We start from the raw sequence: 19,053 nt of genomic DNA, 5'->3' as shown, positions 1-19,053 counted from the left end.
ACAAAAGAGTTCCCTATTGATCATTTAGAAATGAAGGGTGAAAAAATTGGTAACCACAAACGCTGCTACAAAAAAATTCTCATTATATTCTTATTCACCTCTTTTCACCTTTGTTTTTCTTTAAAATCGAAAATTTAATAGAAATGATTGAAAGAATTATTCAAAATCAGATATTGGAGCCATTGACAGAAAACTTCGCGTGAAATCGCCTTTTTTTGAAGGAACATAATGCCCTAAAAACAACAAGAATCTGCCTCAGTTGTGAGACAGATTCTTTTTTTCTTTTAAAAGTTTTTAGACCTAAACTATGACAATTACCTTCGAGCTGCAGTTCTAAAATCATGTTCGGTATTTAAGTAATTGTTTTTTGCTCGATCATTGTCTATTTGCTTTCTAAAATTTTTATTGTCAACAGAAACACTTGTCGGAAAAAGGACTTCATTTTCAATCTTTCTCTCTTTCACATAATCGACATCCTCATTCAATTTCATTCGCACTTTCTTTTCTTCTTCATATTGCTCAATTAAAGCAATCTCCGTAAGTGGCAATGCGTCCAATTTCTCATCTATTTTGGATATATTCTCTGCGGTTGCTTGAGATTGCTGTGCTATCTCCGTTACATTCACGCCTTTCTCAGATAATTTTAAAATTGTATTATGGACTTCCGCTTTGGCTAAATCTATACTTTTTTGGTATGATGCTAATTGGGTTTGCCAATAATTTGAGTTTACGTCTTCACTACTATTTGAATATCCCAAAATACGGTCATAGGCCTTTTCAGCCTTATGAACTTCGGACTGTACCTTCGTAAAGTCTTCATATTTTCTTAAAATAAAAGCACTATCTGCAAGAAATTTATTCTTCTCACTTTCTAATTTTTTTTTCAGCATTTCAATTTCAATTTTTGCTCTGGTTTCAGGATTGGTAATGATTGAAGTTTTCAATTCTTGGGTACTGATATCCGAAATATCTAAAACATCCGCTCCTTTTTTCATCGCTTCTAAATATCTCGCCTGTTTCGCCTGCAATTTTTGCAACATAAAAACATCGATGCTGTCGTTGGTTAACATAAAATTGATACGCACGTTTTCATTTCTGTTTCCTTGTCTCCAGGCGCGACCTTCAATCTGTCGAAGCGAGGTGAAGTTGTATGGTAAAGTCAGTAAATAAACGTCGGTTGTATTTTCCTGGAGGTTCATTCCTTCTTGAATGGCTTCACTGCCGATAATAACTTTAATTTTTCCGGAATTAAAATCATCTTGAATGGAAATTCGTTGCTTCTTGCTTGTTGCTCCGGTTATAATTCCAATTTCTTGTGGTTCATAATTTACTTCTCTAATGAGGTATTCTTTCAATTTTGGAAATTGTGCCACTGCCAATTCAGAATAAATAATCTGTCCAGAATCTGGAAGGTCATTTTTATTCTGCCGGATTAGATTCATGGTTTCTTTTAATTTTGGAGAGTTTTCTATAAACTCTTTTAATGGTGGCTCCTCGCCTTCATAGTAGATTGATAAATAGGGAGAAAATGCGATTAATCTTGCGTTAAGAATATGAGTTAAAATTGCTCCCTTTTCAGCATCATCGAAATTTTGATTTAATAGTTCATATTGATCTTTTGTCAAATCATTTTGCTCAATCTTGTATTCTTTATTGATTTTATTCGGACGAATTAACTCCAAATTATCTTCTTCCCCTTTAATGTCAATAAATTCTGAAAGTAATTGCTGGAATAACTGATTGTTTTTAAATCTTCGCACGTTTGGTTTAAATTTAACATCACCTTTCGCATCAATTTCCATATCGTTATCCGCTTCCATAAAAGTTTCGAAGAATGTATTCACATTAAAATATCCAGATTCTTCCAAACGTTTGTTGGCAATTAATGATAATATGGAATAATATTCTAAAGGTTTATTGGTAAAAGGCGTTGCGGAAAGTAGCGTTACATTTCTTCCGTTTTGTTTATCCTGAATATATTGCGCGGCCATCCAAGTGTTGATACCTAATTTAGAAGTCTGTTGATTTTGATTCCTGAAATCTGATGAAAACCTACGATCTTCGATTTTTACTTTTCCCACAATATGATTCGCGTTATGAACTTCATCGTAGGTTAAATGGTCAAATCCAAAATCTTCCCAATCGTAGATTTTACCGCGTTTCATCTTGCCTTCAATTTCTTTCTCTCTTTGAAGTTCAATTTGTAAATCCCTTTCTGTATTGGTTACGCTTTTGAGTTCATTAGCGGAAATGTAATTGAATTTTGACGAAAGCTTCTCAGTAATTTCCTGTGAAAAACCAATATTATTAAATCCTTCATAAGTAACAATCGAGATCTCACCGTATTTATTATCAAATTTAGACAGGTCAAAATCTTTACCCAGATTACCTAAGACATTGACTTTTGCATTTGGAATCGTTTCAAAAATCGTTTCTACCCACTGTTTTAATATACTGTCATTTGGAACCACAATCAAGGGCTTTTTTGAATTTCCTCTGTGCATTGCTTCGTGTAAGGAAAGAATCCCCGATAATGTTTTTCCAAAACCCACTTCATGCGCCAGAAGTCCTACACCTTTCGTGGTTTGCCGTCCGATACCAGATTTTTGAACTTCTGTTAAATGCAGTTCTGTTCCCTTAAAGTTTTGATAGATTTTCGAAAATAGCGGAAATCTTGAATAATCCGGGACGTGAATATGATTATAATTTTTGTTGAACTCCTTTACAAATCGATCTCTTAAATCATCAGACAATTCATCTCTTATAAATTTTGAAAACAAATCATTAGCCGCAACTTTTCTACGCTCTCTAATGAGTGCATTTCTTTCTTTATCGCTTCCAGTAACCGTCTCATTATCCACAAAACTTCGAACCTCCCAAGAAGATGACCCGGCGAAAGCCTCACTGGGTAAATCACTCACAAAATCTTTAAATTTTTCTGCAAGATTATATTCGACAATAACTGTTTCAGTCTCTCTTTTTTCGTAATTATACTGTTCTTTTTCAACAGATCCTAAATTAAATTGATGGACGAATTCGTGGTTGGGGTTGATGGAAATTTCATCTAAACTTTTCAGTTTCGGAAGCACATTAAATAAAAGTGCCTTCTGCTTTTCATAATATTTCTTTTCTAGACCCAAAATTCCCCAGTCTTCTTTAAAATCCTTTTCGAGTTGATCCAACTTCTCATAAATATTCCCTTCTGCATAATAAAAATCGTGAACATATTTCCCGTCTTGGTAGTTCACGTAATCAAAATGTCGAGAATGATTTTTAATCGTACCGTCATATGAAGTGGCTTTAAATGCGGCAATTTGTTCCTCCGTAAGATCTGAGCTATTTTGCAAGGAAGCGTCAACAATAATATCTTCCTTTACAAATTGGTATTTCAAAATGCCCTTCTTAATTATTGGTTGGGATTGAATTTCATATTCAGAATTTCTACTGTTTTGCGACTGTAGCACCTTATCAATTATCTCTGACAGATCTTTCAATTTTTCCTTTGAAAAGTTCTCGTTTTTTTCAAATATTCGATCTTTTAGCTTTGTGAATTTTTCAATTTGTGTAACAATTGAAGGGGATTTAAACTTGACGGTATTTAGTGTTAGTAGGACTTTCTCCAATTTTTCTAAAAAAGATTTTTTAAGTGTTTCATCCTCAAGTTTAGATTTGTTCCGAATATCTTGAATTTCAGGAATTATATTCTTTAGCGGAACGATCTTCTTAACATCACGTTCATTGATTACTAGATCCTCGAAGAGATTGCCGGTGCGGACAGTTTCTTTTTTATTTCGAAGGTTAGTTAATAATCCAATTGCATCATCCAGATTGCCATGAACGTAAAACTCCGCACGGCCGAAGCGATTGGTTTTCTCCCTAATTTCCCCCAAGATATTTTGTGGGTTTTTATCGAAGTAATCAGAAATATTTTGAGCGGGAGATTGACTATTCTTTTTAAGAATTATAATATCCGTTCCAATTTGTGTACCCGCAAAGGCACCAGTTGGCAATCGATAAGCGCTTAACAATTCAGCGTTATTCAGTTTTTTCTGACGGTTTAACCAGCCGGACGGAACAACCATTGCCAAAATACCCTCATGTTTCAAAGCATCGAGACCACGTTTGATAAAATAATCCTCATACTTTGAGATTTTGCTTTCCTCCCCTAATCCTTTATAAAACCCTCTGTGCTCTCCATAAGGTGGATTTCCAATGACTAAATCGTACTTCTCGATATAATCATTTGGACTTCTTTTGTTTCCATTATCGTCAATAAATTCTGTTTCAAAAGATCGGACATTGATTTCTGCTTCCGGATGAAAAATCTTTGCTATTTTCGCAGTGTTTGGATTTATTTCAAATCCTTTTACGTTATATTTTATGGCTAATCCATCACATGCATTGATAAAATTACCGGTCCCGGCACTTGGCTCTAAAACAAATATTTCTTTTTTATTTTTGAAATGATCTGATATTAAATTGCGAACTGCATCCACAATTTTGTGGTCTGTGTAATATTCATCAAGAATTCCGCGCCCTTCTTTGGCAGTTCCCCCGCTCTTAAACTGGTTACAAATATCTTTAAGATCATTTGTAACGATCACATTTTCATTAATTAATACTTTGCCAGTTTCAGAAACAAAACAAGCCGCAGAAACTACTTCCGCGACTTGTTCATTGGTCAGTTTTTGACCTTTATATTTTTCTATTAAGTTGTCTAATTCTCTCGAATCTGTGGAAATTTGTATTAATTTTCCGTCCAGGGGAGTTTCTCTGCCTTCATTTTTCGAAGCATCTTCTCGTTGTGCATTTGTAAAGGATTTTGTAACTCTTCTTCCTGATAGATCGATCCACTTTGATTCTGCAGATCCATTTCCAGCATTTTCGCTGCCCACTCTTTGTCCGCTGGAGTTATCTCGTGTCTGTTTGGGTTCGAGAGCTTGGCTAAATTCTCCGCTACCTTTTCTTTGCGATTGGATTTTAAAGTTTTCATTTGTGACTGTGTTTTGTTCTACTAAATTAGCATTTATATTTTGAAGTCCCAGCTTATTTTGCAAATACTCATTCAAGTCATTGTGTCCAGTTTCTGAGATATTATATAAGGACCGAATGTCTTTAATACTGCGGCTAAACGAGTTCAGCACCTTTGTTGTGGCTTCGTTTCCAGCCTTGTCACCATCGAAACAAAGAAAAATTTTTCCTTCGTAATCGTTATATCTTTGTATAAAATTGTCAAGGTTCGTTATGGAGTTAAGACTTACGAGCGTTCTGTTATTTTTTTGATTATTTAATTTCAAAAGTTGCAAAAAGGATAACATATCGGTCATTCCTTCAAAAACTATTACTTCCGCTTTTTCACCTTTAATTTCTGAAATATTATTTTTCCCCACCTTCGACTTCATTAATGAATTTCGAATTTCAAATCCGCCAGATATATTTTCGATTCCGATTCCAAAATAGTTCTTACCTGCAATTTCGTAATGAATTTGTTTAGTGTGATCCAATAAAATTTGCTTTAATATACCGCGACCTTCAAAATAGGATATTAACTTTTCATTATTGGGTATTAGAGAATTTGTAAGCCGAATGGTCGCCGAATTCTTCTTATCTTTCAATAAATTTGTTTGTTCGTTTTTGATACTATTTTCGTACAGCATAAAATTTTGATTAAAGTTCTTCACAAATTCCAGCGCATTTTTCCAACCAGTGTTCTCGAATTGCATTACTGCTTTTAAGATTTGTCCACCTTCACCACTTTTAAAGTCATAATAGCCATAGTCCGAGACCGAAAATTTATTATGGTCTGTTTTAAAGTAATATTCTCTTCCAATTTTCCGGTCGAAGGACACTTCACCTCTCGTTTCAAGATGATGAAAGTAGTCTAGCAAGGATAAGCTGTTTGAAATGTTTTCAATTTCTGCAGGGGAGAAGTAGACTGAATCTGCGGGCATTATTTTTTCTTTTTTACAAACTCATTAAACTCAAATATTTCGCTGGCTTCCTCGTCCCAATTCTTTCTGGGTAGCAATTGAAGTGTTACGAAAATATCTTTGTCTTTATTGTAGGAATCAATTCGTTCAAGCCTTCCGCCGTAATCAATTTCTGCGTGCCTATAAATAGAATAAGGCAAAATAGTGTCGGTTGGAAAGATGTAATAGCGTGAAAAACTTTTTGCAGAATTCACTTCAAATCGTCTATATTTTTTATTGAAAAGCACGGTGTCACTAATGTTTTTACGATGAAGATAATTTGGAATCCATTCGTCTGAGAAAAGTGCGCCTTCTTTCTTTTTAGAAACTAAAAGCGCCCTTTGATGTTTTGAAAGATCTGAAAGAATTGCACTGCCACTATTCTCAAGTCCAACTTTATAACAAATTGAATCTTTGATGTAATAAATGTTTTCTGTCACTTCAGGAAAAGTCAAATCCGGTATTAACTCTATCAGGTTAGAACCTGAATAATTCATTCTTGAAATGTGAAAATTCTGCACCTTATCCAGTCCTTTTGAGGCATCCAAATAAACATTCGAAATAAGATCCAGACCACCCTTTTCAGGTCTTATTTCTTTTCTACAAGAGTAAGGCACCAGTAATAATAGTGGCACTAATATTAATGTCACTTTCCTCCGTGACCTGCATATATTTCTACTAAACATCCTAACTTTTTGTAACATATCTTTGTTTTTAAAAAAGAAAAAAACGGTTAATTAAGGAAAACCAACCGTTTTTATAGTTCAATGATTGACGGTCTTACCTTTTGATACTCTGCTCCTTCACCTTATTTTTATCGTGCTTATTCTCGTTCTCCAAACCTTCCAGAGGCTTATTGGTATTAATCCGGTTCATGTCCTGATCGTAGATACTCAAGTTCTTATATTGCGGATTGAGCACTGCTTTCCCTTCAACAACGTTGTCGTCCATTTCAAATTTCACTTTTACCACGTTTCCTTTTTCCAGAGATTTGATCGTGCTTTCTCGATATTCCGGCTTGTCGAAAATTAAATTGGATTTCTCTACAATCTGATCGGTATCTACTCCATAATTTTTGTAAAAATTTTGAAAATTATAATTCCCTTTTTCCGTTTTAGGTTCCGCAAAGTTCAGTTTCACAAAAGCAGGTTCAAGCTGTTCTGTTTTTGGATTCGTAAATTCAATTTTTACAGATCGTCCCTCTAATAAATTAATTGCTTCCTTCGCTGTAAATGTATTCTCTCTATTCACCGGGAAGTTCTGTGATATTTCTTCTCCCTTATTATTGTTCAAAACAGCCCTATAGGAATTAAGGAAAACTCCGCCACTGTCTGTCTTATTAAACTTTAAAGTAAAATCCACCTCATTGCCAGCTGATGCTTTGTCTGAACCGATCGTAATTTCAAATTGATTATCGGCCGAATTTATGCCAGTTTCTAAATCTTTGTGAAGTTTATCGCCTTCACCAAAGCCAAGATATTTCAGTTGGTTTTGTAAATAATCTTGTTGATCGAATTCCTTCTTTTCCATAATTTTTGATTTTTGATTTTGTTTGTAATTAGTATTATTTGAATTTTCGCGTACTTCGCCATTCATTTCTTTTGGACTTTCTAATACCCCATTATCAGCAAAAGACTCATATAATTTCTTTGCGTTTCCACTGTTGAATCGAATTGCATCTAAAATTTCAATACCCGAAAAGTGAAGCTTTTTGTTGTAGACGTTAACTTGTTCCGGAGTGATGTTATTACCATATAAAATACATTTTGATCCACCAAACCGTGCAACCTTGGCAATAATAAAGTCGAGCTGTTTATCGGGAGGCATTATAAATTTTCCAACGATATTCAGCTGGTTGTTGAGCACCAACAATTCCGTCTTATCGGATATTCCAAATTTTTGCGAAGTAATAAATTTTGCAATATCAGCTGAGCTCGTAATTTTCACCGGTTGATAATTCTCTACCAGAACCTGTTTACTAAAAGAATAGGGCTGTATTTCCTTGAAAGATTCCGGATTAGATTTCATGTAGATATGAGCAGTTTCATTTTCATCAAAAACGACATACTTTCCGCTTCTTAAATTGATAATGATTCCACTGTTTACGTTAATATCTGAATCTTCTAATGCTTTTTTCAACTTGTTAATACAATCCACATCTGCTTTAGAAACTTTCAAATTTCCGCTTGGATGATTATGTACCAAAGTGATTGCTGAAGGGTTTGCTTCAAGAACATTCCCGATCAAAAGCCGGTTATCAACAAATGCCGCATCAAAAGTTCCAGTTGAAATATGCTGAACAAAATATCCTTTATCTTTAAAATCATAGACTAAAAAGGCATGCTCTACGGCTTCATCTTCTAGGGCTTTGAATAACCACGCAACATCATCAATACTTCCGATTTTTTCATTTCCAAAAAGTTGGAGTGATTTGTTTTCAGCGAAACGTCTTTCTACTAATGCAAAATCGTTGGATCGTAAAGAATCTTGCGGTTCCCGTAGCAAATTGGATCCGGCACCAGTTTCATTGGGATTGAACAATTTAAAGGGTAATTTTTCGCCAGATGATGTTTTTGCATACCTTGTCGTTGCATCCGCTTCAAAACTAAAGTTTGAGTTTGCCGATATTTTCGCTTCGCCATTTGCTGTAATCGATCGGATTTCTTTTTCATTTTTCGTTAAGTTTGGATGGTATTTATCTTCGAGTTCTTTTCTAATTTCTTTAATCGGAATAATTGCATCGTAATCAATCAAATGGGATTTTTGTCCTTCATCTAATCTCACTACAAGTGATTCCCCCGTTTGAAAATAGTTGAACCCCATTTTCATAAATTCGAGATTAGCAATCGCTTCATCAATGTCGGAAAATTCCATTTTCTGAAAACCCGCGGATTCAATTTGTTCGTTGTATTTGCCTATTTCTAATGTTACACTCATATTTAGTTATTAATAATGGTGGAATTTTTTACAATTTTATCTTCTGAAACCTCGAGATTTTTCCTGGTTTTCTTCTCGCTCAAGTTCTTCATCTCTAATCCGGTTCGCATCTTGATACAAATCAGGATCGTTCACATTAAGTTGAACATCCGACTGTTGTTGCTTCGAAAGATTATTTTGATTCTGAGTAAGTGAGTTGACGCTGTTGATTTCCTTTGATACGATATTCAAATCGTTGGTTATTACTTTTGCCATCTCTGGGAATTGATCGATTTTATCCTGCAGAAAGCTTTTCAGTTTTTGCAATTCTATTTTATATCTATTCGTTTCAGATACATCATTTTTATCTGCTATGATTGCAGTCAGTTCCAGTGCGTTTTTCACCAAATCAAACTCAACCACATTTTTGGTTTCCTTGTCATAAACAAAAGCTTTCTTCTCAAAGTTTAAATGGCTGTCGCGTTTCGAAGGGTTCATGATTTCCGAATACACTATCCTTTCTTGGCTTTCTGCCAAAATGGTAGAAATGTTTTTATCTCGTTCCAGAAATACGACGTTTAAACGGTTGTTGTTTTCAACCAGCTGAAAAGTTGCTCTGTTCTTTTTATTATCGGCTACAATGCTGTAACCTTGAAGAAATTTTTGAATATCCTCCGCTGATAGTTTTTTTGAAAATGAATTGTCAGGCTCTACAATGCCATATTTCTTTAATTCGTCTGTAGGTAAATTGTTAGTTTGCATGGTATGTTGCTATTAAATTATTTGCTTTTATGAGATCGTTTAAAAAATGAATTGGATTAATATATTCTCCATTTTCACTTACAGAAAAATGAAGATGTGCGCCGGTTGAATGTCCAGAGTTGCCGCTTTTAGCAATGATAAATCCCGCTTTTACAATTTCACCGACTTTATAGTAAATTTCGGATAAGTGCAGATAGGAGGTGACAACGGAATTAGCATGTTTTATTTTAATATAATTCCCGCCTCCTTTAGAATCCCAACCGGAATCGGTTACTACGCCGTCCATCACGGCATACACCTTTTCGTAATACGCTTTTATATCTGCACCGTTGTGCATCTTGTGCATTCCAAAGATTGGATGAGTTCGGGTACCAAAAGGAGAAGTAACAGCGATTCCATTTTTTAGGGGCATGTGAATTTTAGTTGTAATGCTTACTTCCCTGTCATCTACATAATTGAATGTTTTAAGAGATTTAGAATTTTTTTTCAATGAGGCGCTTGCTTTCAAAATGAGTATTAATGAATCTTCGATCCTTTTAAAATTAAATTGCTGTTCTTTAATTTTTGAAGAATTAGTTTTCATCAGCATCGATTTTATAGAATTAATTTCCCTTTTCAGTTCTGCTTTTGAAGGAGAACTAAATAGCTTTATCCCTCTTTTTTTCTTTTCTCTTTGATCGTTCCTCTGATTTTGAAACTTTTTCTTATCTAAGTCCAAAGGAGCAGCGACCTTTTTTTCCATGGCCGTGCGCGTCAAAGTATTGAATTGTGCATTCATCATTTGGCTGCTAAGAACTCCAAACACGAGAATTATTATTTTTATTTTGGTAGTCATACTTTTATCCTTTAGCCGTTTCATTCACAATTAATTCTACTTCTTTATTTATTTTCCGGAAGTTGGTCATCAGTACTTCTTCCTTTCGGTTATTTCCTTTCTTATCAAGGAATGAGTAATAATCAGGCAATGCAACATAATTACCCTCCTCCTTTTTAATGGCGACCATATCAAGATTAATCTTGCCACTAATCGCAGATGTTTTATATTCGTCGGTGTTGTTTTCCTCCCCCTGAGCAATCATTCCCACCATTTCTCCGGTTTTAAGCGCTGCTATTTTACCTGCGGGAATCATGACATCCATTTTTTCATTAATGCTTGTAGAAGTACCTGTCTGAGATATTGATTGAGAGTAACTTTTCTGCTTAATCTTTCCAAACATCTTTTCCATCCAATCCAGCGTATTTTTATCTCGGGCAGATCCTGAAATAATATTTCCAACAATCGCGGAAATAGTATCTGCCACTTCCTTTTTGTAAAACTGTCGCAACTGCGGAATTTCCTGCAGACCCAACAAAACCGCGATTTTATTACTTCTTGCTGTTGCTACTACATTGTCGATCTTGTGAATGTAAATGGTTGGAAATTCGTCCGCAATGATTCCACCGGGCAAATTATGTTTGGAATTTATCAGCCGTAATGTTCTATTCAAAACTGAAGAATAAAGGGCAGAATTAATGTCTTGCGTTCCTGGATCAGAAGCTAATATAATAATGGAAGGTTTGTCTATATCTGTGATTTTTAATTCTACTTCATCCCCCGAAAAAACCCAAAAGCTTTCTTTGGTTGCTAGCCGGGAAAGAAATATTTTTAACGTCCCAACTTGTCCTTCTAACTGATCAAATGCCTTATTATCATAAGCCGTTTTGAAGGGGGAAAGCAAAGAGAATATTTCTTCATTGGTAAAAAGCGTGTCAAAAATATCTTTATAACTCCTGTTCATAAAAGACAGGATGTGGGGTAAATCTGAATATTTCCCATGTTCAAATCGTGCAAAGAAATAGATACAGGAGGAGAGAAAATTTATGGCTGATTGCGTAAAAAACGCTTCTGATCCGCCACCCGAACTTGAACCCCCCTTTTGCAGAGAGGAAACCATAGATTCTGCCATCTCCTGGGCTTCTGCTAAAGTTTGTATGTATTCTTTTTTAAACGGATTTACCCTCTTAGATTTTTCTACTTCGTTTAAATTAATGACATGGAATTCGTGGTTATAATTTGGATCTTTATTTTTCTTTAGTAAATAGTGATAGTAGGCAATCTTGGCTAAATCTGGAAACTTAAAATCATAAATACAGAGACAAAAACCTTTATCAATCATCTGGCGAATGGCCGGATTAATGACCCCAAAAGATTTTCCTGAACCGGGCGTTCCAATGACCATCGTTCCCCTAAATGGGTTTATATTAATCCATCCTTTATTGGTTTTCTTGTTGAATCTAAACAAATAGGGAATATTAACTGACGTGTCCGTTTTTACTAACTGCTGATTTTGCGCAAAGCTTTCTTCTTCAACATTCCATCTATCTTTTCCCATTTTCTGCTGCATTAATTTTGAAATATTATCTGCACCTACCTGCGCCACCAAGGCTCCTGAAAAAGATAGTAGCGTGTAAATAATTTGAAAAAAATTTAAAGGCGGAATTATTTTCGGCAAACTATTATTGCTTGCTTCTGATACAATTAGAAGGGAACCAAACATTAAGGCAAGACCAATGATTATTGGTAAGATGATCTGTTTTGCTATATTAAGATCAATTTTCTTCTTTGCTCTGGTTCCTATTGCAACCAATCCTATTAAAATTATTGTACAAATCTTTGCATTCAGAGGTGGGTAAAATAAACCCATCTTTGAGAATCTTGTGAGGAGATCGGTCACAAATGGAATCTTTGCAGAAATAAAAAACAATGAGGCACAGTCCAGTAAAACGATGAAGTACACCATCTTTTGGAAAAAACTGTAAATCTTTATTTGATTCTGTTGTTCTTGCATTTTACTTTCCTTTAAAAAGTATCAGCCTTCAAAATATCGGAATACTTAACGGTCATTTCTATGGCTCTGCCTGACAATTGTTCCTCCAATAGGCGTATTTTCATCACTTTACTGTTTGGGTATGTGAATTTTTTGAAAACATAAATATTCCGGTAACTTTTTCTAAATTGTTTCTGATTGTACAATTGGTAAACTGGAATTAATGCGATACTTTGATTGTTTGTTGCCTTGTAGATCTTTTTATCTTCTACTGAAAATTTTAAGGCGTCGATATCGTATCCTAAGTTTGACGAATTGAGGAAAGTCATATCTAAAAACATGTAGTCATTCACGACGTACACATTATTTATCTGCATGGTCAATTTTAAACTCTTCACCTCCCGCATTGGCTTGTTTATTATTTTTTGCCGCAGAATATTAAGTGAAAATTTCTGCAGTTCAGTACTTGAGAAAGCCAATTTGGGATATTCTAGAGGTTGCATATCTTCCGGCTGTATTTGAATATTCGTTACTGCATCTCTTTTAAAATCTAAATAATTGACTTTGTACTGCGCCATGTAAGATTGACAAACAATAGTGATGACACCCAAATCATTGATGTCAATATCCTTTTTGGTTGCAAGAGAATCTGAATCTGACACCTCAGTTATTTTAATTCTTGCAATATTTTCTGCCGGCAAATCGCCCGTTAAGTTATTAGTAGATAAATCCACAAACTGAATCGGTTCAGGCGAAATGATATGAAGACTCACGCCCCTCGAAATTTCCAGACTGGTAAGATCTGTTACTCTTTTTTCCGGTGTTTCAGTTTGCGCAAAAGTGGATGCGGAAGAAAAAAGGAATATTCCGCACATCAGGTTCTTTATTGAATTTTTAATCATCGTTGTTTTTTTTAAGTTCTTTGTCATCTATAAGATATAAGTAGGAGTTGTATTTCAGTTTCGCTTTATTTTGCCGTATCATATTTGCAATGGTTTTAGAAGTTGAACTGAATAAGCTGGAAAAAAGGCTCGTAAAAAAACTTTCTCCTCCGCTATCCATTTGAGTTCCCTGAACAGAATTACTGCCCATTTCGCGGAGCATTTCCCGAAAGTCACTTTGCGGAATATAAAGTCCCTGCATTCCGTCCATATCAAAAACCGAAAGATTGACCGGCAAAATATTTCCGTCTTTTAAAATGGAGATTACATTCAGATTTACGCGCTGTAAGGAGAATCCTGAAATCTGACCATAAAGGATAGTTCCCTTATTTATTTTATGCTTTCCAACATTAATATCTTCAAGTAATCTAAATCTAATCCTGCTTCCCAAATAACCTTTGGTGTTCTCATCTATCACTGCTTTAATAAAGCTATCACCGTTTTTCTTTGCGATTGAATTGAAGCGTGGATTGAGCGTGGCTTTATCTACGCGAAGTGTGGAATTAAGAAAAGCGGCCATCTTTTCTTTGTTCTTTTTTAATTTATTTTCGGCCGCAAGCGTGGATTGATATTCGGGATCTTTTGCTTTTTCCAGAGAATCAATCATCAACATTTGTTTTTTCAACATTTTTACCGGATCACTTTCTACTTCATTTCTTGATGTTTCGAAACTATTTTGGTTGGCAGAGTTGGCATTCATATTTAATCCAGTTCCATTGCTTTCATTATTAAGCATCCTGATCATTTCTGCGGAACGTTGAAAATCTTTCTCATCCGTATTTCTTTGAGACTTTTGGCTGTAATACGATTCATTTCCGCCATTTCCGGTGGCGCGGTTATTCAGACTTCGTACGATTTTTAGCGAATCGATGTACCGCTTCTGGTCGTGATCCAGATTATCAGAATAATTCTGCAGACTGTCTTCGTCTTTATCAATGCCATCCAGCATGGAACGGCCATCTCCTCTCTGGAATAAATCGTCGTAGGCGGCATTTTTAGAAAGAATAGAATCCTGCGTTTCGCCCAAATCTAGAGACAGATCTTGCGATTTTTCTTCTGGCTGTTTCTCTTTATCCATATATTTTGTAGTCTGAAAACCGAGAAATAAAATGACCGGTAATAGTATCAAAGGGAAAATATATTTAGGTTGTTTAAAATTAATTTTCTTAAAGTCCATTTTTTAATTTTTGATATTGGTTGAACAAATATTCTATTCGTAGACTGTCATTTTTAGATAATGGACCACTTTCTCTTTTCTTTTTTAATGATTGCAGTTCATTTACAATAACATTGATTTTTTGATCGTTTTTGTCCATGTCAGCTTTTATCTGATCACTTTCGGAGTACATGGTCGGAATCTTGTTAACGGTAGAAAGCTTGGGTTTAAAGAAGTAATATTGAATGAAAATCAACCCAAAAGAAATCACCAAAACAACCATCACATACCGGTAAACTTTTTGTGGGTGCTTGTAAATCCACTCCTTCAGTCGAAGTAGATTTTCTTTTATTGAATTATAGTTTAGTGTAAACATTAGTAATTAGATTTTGCTTTGTTAGACAATTCACTGTTATCTAAAATCCTCCAGTTTCTCAATAGTACTCCATGCGGATTGTTAGGACTTCGGATCATATCTTCAAAATTTCCTTCCGTAATTAACTTTCTGATTATTAAAGTGTTCTTCCTATTGATCATTTGAGTGCCGTAATAGATGAATTTTCTGTTGGGTAAATCCATTTTTATCGAATCGTTGCGTACTGTAACAAGAGAGTTTCCCGAGATTATCTGATTGTAAAAACCTTTTTCTCTCAAATTGGTGTATTCTTTCTTTCCGCTATCATCAATGAGATAAAGTGACTTTTCAACATTTTCTTTTATGTATCTGTCGTCCGGTGCAAGTGTGAAAAATAATCGATGAAACAATTCAATCTGAGATTTGTACTCAACAGGTCTGTTTAGAAGTTCATCAGTCTGTTTTACTAAAATCGGCACCCCGTTATCAATGACATAGAGTGATTTTCTGGAATCCTGGACGAGTTTATAGGCGAAAACAAATCCTACAATCACAATCAATACAGCAAATAAAATCGATGCTATGGACACCACTTTATTTATTTTGATCTTTTGTTCTATGTTTTTTACAAGCATTTAAAATTGATTTTTTATTTGAAATGAAATCTTTTAGAAAATTTTGATCTATTTTTTATTCATTTTGTGTACTGATTTTGCAATTTCTCTTGCAGCAGTTATGGCACCTGCTGCTCCCCCCGCGGCAGCCGCTGTCGCAGCTCTTCCAACACTTGCAACCGCACCTCCTGCTGCTTTGCCTTTGCTCATAATTCCTGCGCCACCCGCAGAAACAATAGAATCTGCAATAGAAGGAACCATCAAAACGCCAATTCCTGTTATGATGTAGGCAACGCATGGAAAAAGCGCGGTGTACATCATTCCGCTATTTTGTACATAAACCCGAAGGGTGTTCATATCTGCCACTCCACCCGAGTCAATGATAAGTGCATAGCGATCCAGTTCCATTTGATAGCCAGACATGATGAGTTGTTGACCAATATTAATTATGGTGTAAATGATAAAACTGTAAAGATTAATGTTGATGAATTTTGTGACCCAATTATTAAATGAATTTTCAAATCCCGGGATGAGAGACATCCCAACTGCTATAGGACCTAAAACAAGCAGAACATAACTCCATATCTTTTGTATGAAAAAGATGAGATAGGTACAGACGCGGAGAATAGTTAAAGACACTGCTTCGATTATTTCAGACAGCGTTTTTTGAATTTTAAACTCCATCTTCATATACCACTCCTTCGCAGGTGCGAGAAGTTTATCTACATCGATGTCAAACCAATTATCATCTGCTTTTTTCTCCAGTTTATCTAAGGTTTCCTGTTTCGCTTCTTCCTCTGCCTGTGTTTTAATTAATATTTCTAAAATTTGATTTTGCTTTTTAAACCGCTCAATTCGCAAATCATTTGCATCTTTCTCTATATCTTGAAACAGTGCAATTCCCGGTTCCGCAAGAGATTGTAGTGGATATTGAATCATGCTGGTGAAAGCACCCCAATACATTAAAATAAAAGCAATAATCGTCGGTCGAATCATGGGCGTGACTTCCCACGGTCTTGCACCTTCCTGCATCTGCCAACCGAGATAACCCATGTAACACAAGGCCCCAAAACCACCAATTGCCTGACCCAACATTACCGCGCCCGCAGATTGTGCCGCCATCGTGGTATCGAGTTTTGTGAATGCTTCCATAAACCACTTTTCAAAGGCACCGTCACCTTTTAAAAATTGCAGCAGTTTGCTGTAACTTTCAGTATCTCCAGTTTGTCCAAAGGCAACCGTCGGCAAAAGAAATAGGACAAAACAGGTTATAAGAGTTAAATATTTTTTCATGACCTAAAATTTATTATGATATTCAATCATTATTTTTTGCGCGATTTGTAGATCTACAGAATTCCAATCAGCTCCTAATTTCCTTGTTGATGTTGCCAAAAGAATTTTATAGTCCATAAATAAATTGTTTTTCTGATCGAATGCTCGTAACTGATTCGCAAACCTTCTCCAACCGATTAGAGTTTCATGATACATCAGAAATCGTTTTCCGCGGGGCATGTCCATCGTCCTGGAGTTTTTGTATTTATCTTTCAGAAGTGCTAATTCTTTTTCCAGGTGCGCAATTCCCCCATTTGCTAACATATTCTGATAAATTTTATCATTCTTTAATTGCCATTGCATATAATTTTGAGGATTCTCCGCAAAGTCGTTTAAAGGTTTTAGCATTTTTTTATAATAAAGTAGCCACAATGGATCTGCAGCGACCGTTGCCGAAGTCCAGTGTGCTAAATCCTGAACATTTCTTGTATAAAGTGTATCAACCTGAACCTTAATTTTTTCCGCTTCCGCTCTTTGAAATTCCAGTTCTACCAATCTTTGTACTTCTAGTCCAGTGGGTTTCAAGGGTCGAATATCTGCCCCGTCTTTATACTCCCGATTTCTTGCCGGAGCGAGCCAACCCCAAACCGTTGCATAGGCGAAATTGGTTTGTATTCCTAGTGTATATTTTGGATAAGGCCTGAAGTCCCCCCAAGATTCGAATACCATTCTCTTATTGTGCGCAACAATTGAAGGATCGTTTAGTCTTTTTACCTGCGCGAAAACACAACCAGCAGCGCAGAAAAACATCGTTACTAGAAGTGCTTGAATAAATTTTTTTTTCATCATTGTGTTTAGCGTTTTTTTGAAATAATCAGCGTTATTTATTTTACGGATAGAATAAATTTGTACTTTTCGATAATTCCTTTTACAATCATTCTATCCAAATTGACATACGTATTAATGGTTGGGATCTGATAGATGTAAGGTGTTTTTTTGGCGTTTTTCAACCTAATCTTAATGCATATCAGATAGCCATTGATCATCTGTGCCTTGGTAGATAGGTTTTGAATAAGTTCCTGTCTGTCGTAGGGATCCATCAAAAAATCATTTTCTTCATGCAGAATATCATTAGTTAATTCGGACTGCATTTTCAAAAGCTCTTGTGTTGCACCGATGTAAAATCTATTCAGTAGAATTGCATATTCCGGATGTTGCGCCGTCAGCGATAGAACATCATTGGCATTGATGCCGATTTGCGCAAATGTTTTAGACAGATAATAAAGTTGTTTCCCTTGTCTAATTGCTGAATTTACATTGGTGAGCTTGTCATAAATATATTCTTGAATTGCTACTATCTGTGCGATCTTTTGATTGACATCATCGTAGATTTTTTTCTGTTTTTCGTAAGAGTTTAAATAAGATTCGTTACTGGCCAAACGCACCGCTTGATTTTTGGTTAACTGCACCAATAATTTGTCATTATAGACTAAAGTTTGCGCGTTTAATTGTAGGGAAGCGCCATAAACAGCAATGGAAAGGGTTAGAAGCTTTTTCATAAAATTGAATTAAAAATGACTGATAATCTGTTCTACAATCTGCTTGTCTTTATTAATATAATTCAGTAGTACGAATTTTGTCCATTCCACTTTCCGTTTGATATCTCGAACTTTCATTAGCATAAAGAGTGAATCTCTTCTCAAATTCGTAACCTCTTCTAATGCGTATTCCAGTAAAATTTTTCTTTCTGCTTTTTCCATTTGGTTTATTGCCCCATAAGAAATCACGATGCCTGAAAGTAATCTCACCACCATTTGCATATCATCAACAAATCTGATTTGTGACGGAAGAACTACTATTAATGAATAAGGTGCGCCTTGTATTTCTTCAACAATTTTAGATTGAACATCCTGTATTTTCTGACTTTCCAAAAAAATGGCATAACCTGTAGGGATGGCCTGCATGGCAAAATCCACAAGTCGTAATCTCTCCTGAATTTTGGTCGTGGTTTCTTTAAATTTCTCCCATTGCTTTTTATTTACAATTTCCGAGGTCAGATTGACGTCTTGTTTGTTTTTCATCGTTTTCTGCCGGTCGTTTTCTTCCATGGTGTGACGAATTTCTTGATTCATCATTGGAAACGACACATTTTCCTTTTGCCAAGGCGGAGTTGTATTTCCACCGGAAGACGTTAAAACCACATAAGCTGCGGGTATAATAATTGAAGGGATCAATCTCTTTTTCATGGCGGAATATTAAAT

Annotated in this window: 14 protein-coding genes; all 14 read right to left on the bottom strand. The window is 35.3% G+C overall.

The genetic code is table 11. The features are described 5' to 3' along the window. Positions 1 to 314 precede the first annotated feature (314 nt). Entirely contained in the window at positions 315 to 5,951 is a 5,637-nt protein-coding gene (locus QGN23_RS11340; protein ID WP_282904415.1) for a helicase-related protein, read from the bottom strand. Next, positions 5,951 to 6,604, bottom strand: a complete 654-nt coding sequence (locus tag QGN23_RS11335; protein WP_282904414.1) for a hypothetical protein — start codon at positions 6,602 to 6,604, stop codon at positions 5,951 to 5,953. Before QGN23_RS11335 ends, QGN23_RS11340 begins: the two co-directional genes overlap by 1 nt. 145 nt (positions 6,605 to 6,749) lie before the next feature. Beyond that, entirely contained in the window at positions 6,750 to 8,906 is a 2,157-nt protein-coding gene (locus tag QGN23_RS11330; RefSeq protein WP_282904413.1) for a JAB domain-containing protein, read from the bottom strand. Positions 8,907 to 8,942: 36 nt separating this feature from the next. Beyond that, positions 8,943 to 9,647, bottom strand: coding sequence for a hypothetical protein (locus QGN23_RS11325; protein ID WP_282904412.1), 705 nt, complete (start codon positions 9,645 to 9,647; stop codon positions 8,943 to 8,945). Continuing rightward, positions 9,637 to 10,506 (bottom strand): M23 family metallopeptidase, encoded by an 870-nt coding sequence (locus QGN23_RS11320; RefSeq protein ID WP_282904411.1) that lies wholly within the window; start codon positions 10,504 to 10,506, stop codon positions 9,637 to 9,639. The genes QGN23_RS11325 and QGN23_RS11320 overlap by 11 nt, the downstream gene beginning before the upstream one ends. Then, positions 10,487 to 12,475 (bottom strand): type IV secretion system DNA-binding domain-containing protein, encoded by a 1,989-nt coding sequence (locus QGN23_RS11315; RefSeq protein WP_282904410.1) that lies wholly within the window; start codon positions 12,473 to 12,475, stop codon positions 10,487 to 10,489. The genes QGN23_RS11320 and QGN23_RS11315 overlap by 20 nt, the downstream gene beginning before the upstream one ends. Positions 12,476 to 12,486: 11 nt before the next feature. Then, positions 12,487 to 13,356 (bottom strand): conjugative transposon protein TraN, encoded by an 870-nt coding sequence (gene traN / locus QGN23_RS11310; RefSeq protein WP_282904409.1) that lies wholly within the window; start codon positions 13,354 to 13,356, stop codon positions 12,487 to 12,489. Next, a complete protein-coding gene (gene traM, locus QGN23_RS11305) occupies positions 13,349 to 14,572 on the bottom strand; it encodes a conjugative transposon protein TraM (protein WP_282904408.1) in 1,224 nt (407 codons plus the stop codon). The genes traN and traM overlap by 8 nt, the downstream gene beginning before the upstream one ends. Further along, positions 14,562 to 14,927, bottom strand: a complete 366-nt coding sequence (locus tag QGN23_RS11300) for a hypothetical protein (RefSeq protein WP_282904407.1) — start codon at positions 14,925 to 14,927, stop codon at positions 14,562 to 14,564. The genes traM and QGN23_RS11300 overlap by 11 nt, the downstream gene beginning before the upstream one ends. Further along, on the bottom strand, positions 14,927 to 15,541 hold the full coding sequence (gene traK, locus QGN23_RS11295) for a conjugative transposon protein TraK (RefSeq protein ID WP_282904406.1): 615 nt from the start codon (positions 15,539 to 15,541) through the stop codon (positions 14,927 to 14,929). Before traK ends, QGN23_RS11300 begins: the two co-directional genes overlap by 1 nt. 48 nt (positions 15,542 to 15,589) lie before the next feature. Then, positions 15,590 to 16,813: a type IV secretion system protein gene (locus QGN23_RS11290; RefSeq protein WP_282904405.1), complete on the bottom strand. Its 1,224-nt coding sequence runs from the start codon at positions 16,811 to 16,813 to the stop codon at positions 15,590 to 15,592. Between the two features lie 3 nt (positions 16,814 to 16,816). Next, positions 16,817 to 17,641, bottom strand: a complete 825-nt coding sequence (locus tag QGN23_RS11285) for a hypothetical protein (RefSeq protein WP_282904404.1) — start codon at positions 17,639 to 17,641, stop codon at positions 16,817 to 16,819. Positions 17,642 to 17,676: 35 nt separating this feature from the next. Then, positions 17,677 to 18,351, bottom strand: a complete 675-nt coding sequence (locus QGN23_RS11280; RefSeq protein ID WP_282904403.1) for a hypothetical protein — start codon at positions 18,349 to 18,351, stop codon at positions 17,677 to 17,679. Positions 18,352 to 18,360: 9 nt separating this feature from the next. Further along, complete coding sequence (locus QGN23_RS11275) at positions 18,361 to 19,038, bottom strand: hypothetical protein (protein ID WP_282904402.1); 678 nt, start codon at positions 19,036 to 19,038, stop codon at positions 18,361 to 18,363. Positions 19,039 to 19,053 lie beyond the last annotated feature (15 nt).

The sequence above is a fragment of the Chryseobacterium gotjawalense genome (assembly GCF_030012525.1).
GTDB lineage: Bacteria > Bacteroidota > Bacteroidia > Flavobacteriales > Weeksellaceae > Kaistella > Kaistella gotjawalense.
Note: the sequence above shows the minus strand (reverse complement) of the source record. Positions and strands in the feature narration are given on the sequence as shown.